Source organism: Streptomyces sp. P5F9 (assembly GCF_057961495.1).
The window spans coordinates 1-6,564 of record NZ_JBXVPZ010000506.1; the positions used below are offsets into that span (position 1 = coordinate 1).

Consider the following 6,564-nt stretch of genomic DNA (forward strand, 5'->3'; position numbering starts at 1 on the left):
CCCTGGTGCACCGCCCCCCCGTAGCCCCCTGGAAGACCCCGTTCGAGTGGGCCGGGCGCGAGTCGTCGCTGTGAGGCACGTGCGCGCTGGTAGCGGTGGTGCATGCTGCTCACCCCTCGCACCGGCACGACCGGCATCGGCATCCCCCGCACCGGCTCCGGTGATCCGGCTCCCCGGTCGCGCACCAGGAACTCCCGACGGCTGAAGGCGGCGCTGCTCGCCTCCGCCGTGTCCGTCTGCCTCGTCGCCGCGAGTGCGCCGCCCACGCCCCTGGGCGTCGGTGACCGCCTCTTCCCGACGCTGGGCAACCCGGGCTATGACGTGGCGTCGTACGACCTCTCGTTCACGTATCCCGGCAGCAACAGCAAGCCGCTCCAGGCCGTCACCACCATCGACGCCTGGACGACGGAGACGCTGGACCGGATCAACCTCGACTTCGCGCACGGGACCGTCGACTCGGTCGAGGTCGACGGGCGGCCCTCCACCTTCGCCAGTACCGGCGAGGACCTGGTCGTGACTCCGGAGAGGCCGATTTCCGAGGGGAGCTGGACGCGGATCACTGTGCGGCACACCAGCGACCCTGTGTCCGCCAAGGGCCAGGACGGCGGCTGGGTGCGCACCAAGGACGGGCTCGCCATGGCCAACCAGGCCGACGCCGCGCACCTGGTGTTCCCGTGCAACGACCATCCCTCCGACAAGGCGATGTTCACCATCAGGGTCACGGCCCCCAACGCCTACACGGCCGTCGCCAACGGACTGCCGGCCGGCGTCGACAAGGTCGGCAGGAACACCACCTGGACGTACCGCACCCAGCACCCCATGGCCACCGAACTCGCCCAGGTGTCCATCGGCCGCTCCGCCGTGCTGCACCGCACCGGACCGCACGACCTGCCGATGCGTGACGTCGTGCCCGCCAAGGACGCCAAGCAGCTCGAACCGTGGCTCAAGAAGACCCCCGACCAGGTCGCCTGGATGGAGAGCAAGGTCGGCCGGTACCCCTTCGAGACGTACGGGCTGCTCATGGCCGACGCGTCCACCGGCTTCGAACTGGAGACGCAGACGATCTCTCTCTTCGAGAGAGATCTCTTCACCGAGCCCGCCTACCCCAAGTGGTACGTCGAGTCGATCATGGTGCACGAGCTGTCCCACCAGTGGTTCGGCGACAGCGTCAGCCCCCGCACCTGGTCCGACCTGTGGCTCAACGAGGGACACGCCACCTGGTACGAGGAGCTGTACGCCGAGGAGAAGGCGCACAGGCCGATGGAGACACGCATGAAGGCGGCCTACGCGGCCTCCGACGGCTGGCGCGCCACCGGCGGACCGCCCGGACTCCCCAAGGCGCCCGCGCCCGGCCAGAAGATCAGCATCTTCCGCCCCAACGTCTACGACGGCGCCGCCCTGGCCCTCTACGCCCTGCGTCAGGAGATCGGCCGCCCGGCCTTCGAACGCCTGGAGCGCACCTGGGTGAGCGTCCACCGGGACGGCACGGCCACCACCGCCGACTTCGAGGAACTCGCCTCCGCGATCTCCGGCCGCGACCTGAGCGACTTCTTCAAGGGCTGGCTCTACGGCGAGAAGACCCCGCCGATGCCCGGTCACCCGGACTGGAAGTCGCAGGCACCGGTGAATAAGGCGGTGACGGGGCAATAAATAAGGCAGTGACGTGGCGATCCGCGCCGTGCGACCATCGTCGGGTCGGCGGCGCGGGTGACCGGGGACAGACTCGGCAGCCACCGGGAATCTCCGGAGACGCTCGCACGTTATGACCCTTGCAGGACTCCCATCGACGTAAGGACCCAATGACCTCCTCTTCTTCCCCTTCCCAGGACACTGAGCGCTTCGCGCACGCCTACCCCGAAGGTCTTCGGGCCGATGCCCTGATGGAAGAGGACGTCGCCTGGAGCCACGAGATCGACGGAGAGCGGGACGGCGACCAGTTCGACCGCTCCGAGCGCGCGGCCCTGCGCCGCGTCGCCGGCCTCTCCACCGAGCTTGAGGACGTCACCGAGGTCGAGTACCGACAGCTCCGCCTGGAGCGCGTCGTACTCGTCGGCGTCTGGACCACGGGCACGGTCCAGGACGCGGACAACTCGCTCGCCGAGCTGGCCGCCCTCGCGGAGACCGCGGGCGCGCTCGTCCTCGACGGTGTCGTCCAGCGCCGCGACAAGCCGGACGCGGCCACCTACATCGGTTCGGGCAAGGCCAACGAACTGCGGGACATCGTCCTGGAGACAGGCGCCGACACCGTCATCTGCGACGGTGAGCTCAGCCCGGGCCAGCTGATCCACCTCGAAGACGTCGTCAAGGTCAAGGTCATCGACCGTACGGCCCTGATCCTCGACATCTTCGCCCAGCACGCCAAGTCCCGGGAGGGCAAGGCACAGGTCGCGCTCGCGCAGATGCAGTACATGCTGCCGAGGCTCCGCGGCTGGGGTCAGTCGCTGTCCCGTCAGATGGGCGGCGGCTCGGGCGGCGGCCTCGCCACCCGTGGTCCCGGTGAGACCAAGATCGAGACCGACCGGCGTCGTATCCGCGAGAAGATGGCGAAGATGCGCCGGGAGATCGCGGACATGAAGACGGGCCGCGACATCAAGCGCCAGGAGCGCCGGCGCCACAAGGTGCCCTCGGTCGCCATCGCCGGTTACACCAACGCCGGAAAGTCCTCCCTGCTCAACCGCCTCACGGGCGCGGGCGTGCTGGTCGAGAACGCGCTGTTCGCGACCCTCGACCCGACCGTGCGCCGGGCCGAGACCCCGGGCGGACGGCTGTACACGCTGGTCGACACCGTCGGATTCGTCCGGCACCTGCCGCACCACCTGGTCGAGGCCTTCCGCTCCACGATGGAGGAGGTCGGCGACGCCGACCTGATCCTGCACGTGGTGGACGGCTCGCACCCGGTCCCGGAGGAGCAGCTGGCCGCCGTACGCGAGGTGATCCGGGATGTCGGCGCCACCAAGGTGCCCGAGATCGTCATCATCAACAAGGCGGACGCGGCCGACCCGCTGACGCTCCAGCGGCTGATGCGGAACGAGAAGCGGTCCATCGCGGTCTCGGCCCGCACCGGCCAGGGCATGGCCGAGCTGCTCGCGCTCATCGACAGCGAACTGCCGCGCCCCTCGGTCGAGATCGAGGCGCTCGTGCCGTACACCCACGGCAAGCTGGTCGCCCGCGCCCATTCCGAGGGCGAGGTGATCTCCGAGGAGCACACCCCGGAGGGCACCCAGCTCAAGGTGCGGGTGCACGAGGAACTGGCGGCGGAACTCGCGCCGTACGTCCCGGCACCGCTGGCCTGACGGGTCGTAGCACGCCAAGTCCGAAGGCCCGCCCCCAACTCTCTTCCCGTGGGCGGGCCTTCGGCATGCACGCGTGTGTGCGGTCACTGACCGCCGTAGGTCCTGCTCATGTTCTCGTAGAGCGACTCGGCGGTGGCGCCCGGTTGGGGCCCGCGAGGCAGGTGTTGTCGGACGGGCCGATCGAGGTGTTGGAGACCAGCTCCGTCCTGCCGTCCACCACGCGGAACCAGCCGCCGTCGGACGAACCGCCGGTCATTGTGGAGCCGATGCGGTACGTGGTCGGCAGGGCCGTGCTCAGCGACAACCGGCCGGGCGGGTCGAGGCACTTGAACATCTTCAGACCGCTGTACGGCGGCACAGCCGGGTAGCATCAGGCGCCCATCGAGCCGACCTCCGTCGCGGAGGCGCCGAGAAGCCGACGTCGAGCGCGGCGCCGACCGTCTCCTCAAGGGACTTGGCACCGGACTGCGGCTTCACATGGAGGATGGCGTAGTCGTACGCGGCTCCCGCGCCGCCCGTCTCCGGGCCGCCCTGGATCCACTGGTCCGAGGCCGAGACCCAGTCCGCCCACCACTGGCCGTAGGGAGCGATCTCGGACGCCGAGGCCTCGCTCAGCTGCGAGGTGCACTCGCCGAGGTCGTTGTACGAGGGCACCAACTCGATGGTGCGGTACCAGCCGCCGTCCTTGCCCGCGTGGACGCAATGGGCCGTCCACACGAGGTTGGACTTGCCGGGTTGGTAGACGTCCTTGACGACCGTGCCGGAGCAGACCAGCGAGCCCTCGGGGGAGTCGAAGAAGACCTTCCCGACCGGGCCGCGTTCTGGTGGTATGGCGTCTTCTCGGCCGCGGCCTCGACGGGCGCCGGATCCGGGTCGCTGACGCCCTGGTCGGCGGCGGCGTCCTTCGTGGAGACCGTCTTGTTGGCCTCCTCGGCGGACTTCATCCGCTCGGGCTTCCACAGCCCCTTGACCACCGGGTTGACGAAGTCCTTGGCCTCACTGAGCCACCTGTCCTTGTCCCGGTGGCGGCGGGCTTGTCGCTCGCGGTGAGCGACAGCGCCGCGACGAGGGGGTACGCCGCCCGCGCCGAGACGACGCGGGCGTACGTGTGGAACGCATGGTGCGACAACCCCCGTGAAACTGCTGACCTTCTATTGCCGACTACTGCTGATCGCGGACTACTGACCGTGTACTGCCGGTGGTTCCGCGACACCCCACTATGCCGAGGGAGTTGGGGGCGAACGCTGGTGAGGCGGTGAGGTTCCTGTGAGACACCCCGCCGGCGGCTGTCCCCCGACTGTGCCTGCTGCCGCGCCTACTGGCCGGCGAACTTCTTGCTGACCGAGTCGTACACGCCCTTGGCTACGTCACCCAGCCGCGGACCCGCCAGCCAGCCCGAAGTCACCGGCCCGATCGAGGTGTTGGACACCAGTGACGGCTTGCCGTCGGAGCCCGTCTCGACCCAGCCGCCACCGGACGAACCGCCGGTCATGCTGCAGCCGATGCGGTACATCGTCGGGTCCGAGGCGCTGATCGACAGCCGCCCCGGCTTGTCCGTGCACTGGTACAGCGTCGAACCGTCGTACGGCTTCGCCTCGGGGTAGCCGGTCGCCGTGATGCCGGACACCTTCGGCACGGCCGGCGCGCTGAAATTCACCGGCAGCGCCGAACCGACCGTCTCCTCAAGGGACTTGCCCCCATTGCCCTTCTCGGGCGTCACATGGATCACGGCGTAGTCGTACGACGAACCCTGCCCGCCCGTCTCGCCGCCCTGGTCGATCCACTGCTGCGAGGTCTGCGCCCAGTCACCCCACCAGACACCGTACGGAGCGACCTGATCCCGGCTCGCGGTCTCCAACTGAGCTGTCTTCATACCCGCGTTGTTGTACGACGGCACGAACGCGATGTTGCGGTACCAGCCGCCCTTCTTGCCGGCGTGCACGCAATGGCCCGCCGTCCACACCAGGTTGGACTTGCCCGGGTGTGCCGGGTCCTCCACGACCGTCGCCGAGCAGACCATCGTGCCCTCGGGGGAGTCGAAGAACACCTTGCCCGCCGTCGCCGCGTTGGCGTGGTACGTGGGCGACACGGCCTTCGCGTTCACCACCGCGGGCGTCGGGTCGGTCACGCCCTGGTCACCGGAGATGTCGTTGGTGTCGACGCCCGTGTCCGGGTCGTTGGCGTCCCGCATCCGGCCGGAACTCCACAGCCCCTTGATGATCGGGTTGATGTAGTCGTCGGCCTCGCGCAGCCAGTCGTCCCTGTTCCAGTTCTTCCAGGCGCCGTTCTTCCACTTGTCGATGTCGATCCCGTGCTCTTTGAGCTTGTCCCTGATGTCGTCCGGGATCTTGATCTTGCCGTCACCGGTGTCACTACTGGTGGCGGTCGCGGTGGACTTGCCATCGGCCTTCGTGTCACTGGAACCGCACGCGGTCGCGGTGAGCGCGAGCGCCGAGGCGAGGGCAACTGCGACCAGCACGAGGGAGGTTCCGCGACGCGCGCCCCTCCCACGACGGGTGGTGAAGGACGGCCGTATCGATCGCATGGTCTTGACTCCCCCTGGGTGAACGGATGTTGCGCTTCCAGCTGTGTTCTCAGCCGGAACGGCACCACACACTATGCGCTCGCTGTGGGGGACTTCCCACGGGACGGCAACGGTTCCGTCACGGCAAGGATCTTGGGGCAACCCGTAACTCCGTGGGCGGTGCGGGGTTGGTAGCGAAGGGGACTGCTGCCGACGCGCGGTGCCCTGCGCTTGTGCGGGCCGGCTTGGCGGTGTGTCTGCGGTGGGGCGGGAGGGCGGCCTTGGAACGTCGGTCGGTGGGCGGGCGGTACGAGAGCGTCCTGCGGAAGTGCATCGGTACATCGACTGGCCCGCGCCGGTACGCCGACCGGTCGCCGCCGGCGCGTCGAGGTGACTGCTCCGGAGGGCGGAGCGCCATCGGACACCAACTCCGCTGGCCTGCAGCACCAGGTGCAGAGCACTCAAGATCAACGCCCGCCAGAACGCCGGGACTTGACCCCACGCGATTCGCACTCCGAAACACCTCCCGAGGACAGCCTTGAATCCCACGCCTACCACTGACGGCCACTCCCACGAGGCGAGCCCTCGACACACGCAGACCCTGGCGTCGGCGTCGGCCGAGTCCGTTCCCCGGCAGCAGCCCCGAAGCCCGGAAGCAGGTCAGCCGCGCGGCACAAGCGCCGACCTCCTGGAGCATCCCGACCCCCACCCCGCCGCCCAGGCAGCAGCTGTCGAGAACCTCCTGCG

Annotated in this window: 3 protein-coding genes and 2 pseudogenes; 3 read left to right on the plus strand and 2 right to left on the minus strand. The window is 69.0% G+C overall.

Translation table 11 applies throughout. From position 1 onward, the window contains the following. Positions 1–102: 102 nt before the first annotated feature. Both AC31A1_RS43860 and hflX read left to right on the plus strand, forming a co-directional pair. Positions 103–1,650 carry a M1 family metallopeptidase gene (locus AC31A1_RS43860; protein ID WP_489658669.1) on the plus strand — a complete coding sequence of 516 codons (1,548 nt, stop codon included), beginning with the start codon at positions 103–105 and terminating at the stop codon, positions 1,648–1,650. Between the two features lie 149 nt (positions 1,651–1,799). Next, a complete protein-coding gene (gene hflX, locus AC31A1_RS43865; protein ID WP_489658670.1) occupies positions 1,800–3,293 on the plus strand; it encodes a GTPase HflX in 1,494 nt (497 codons plus the stop codon). A gap of 83 nt (positions 3,294–3,376) precedes the next feature. Here hflX and AC31A1_RS43870 read toward each other — a convergent pair. Continuing rightward, positions 3,377–4,312 (minus strand): annotated as a pseudogene (locus tag AC31A1_RS43870) (trypsin-like serine peptidase); the annotation flags it as partial. A gap of 296 nt (positions 4,313–4,608) precedes the next feature. Further along, the gene (locus tag AC31A1_RS43875; RefSeq protein WP_489658671.1) at positions 4,609–5,838 is read right to left on the minus strand and encodes a trypsin-like serine peptidase; all 1,230 of its coding nucleotides are present in this window, start codon (positions 5,836–5,838) and stop codon (positions 4,609–4,611) included. A gap of 517 nt (positions 5,839–6,355) precedes the next feature. Between AC31A1_RS43875 and AC31A1_RS43880 the strand changes: the two are divergent. Next, positions 6,356–6,564: pseudogene (locus tag AC31A1_RS43880) on the plus strand (iron transporter); the annotation flags it as partial.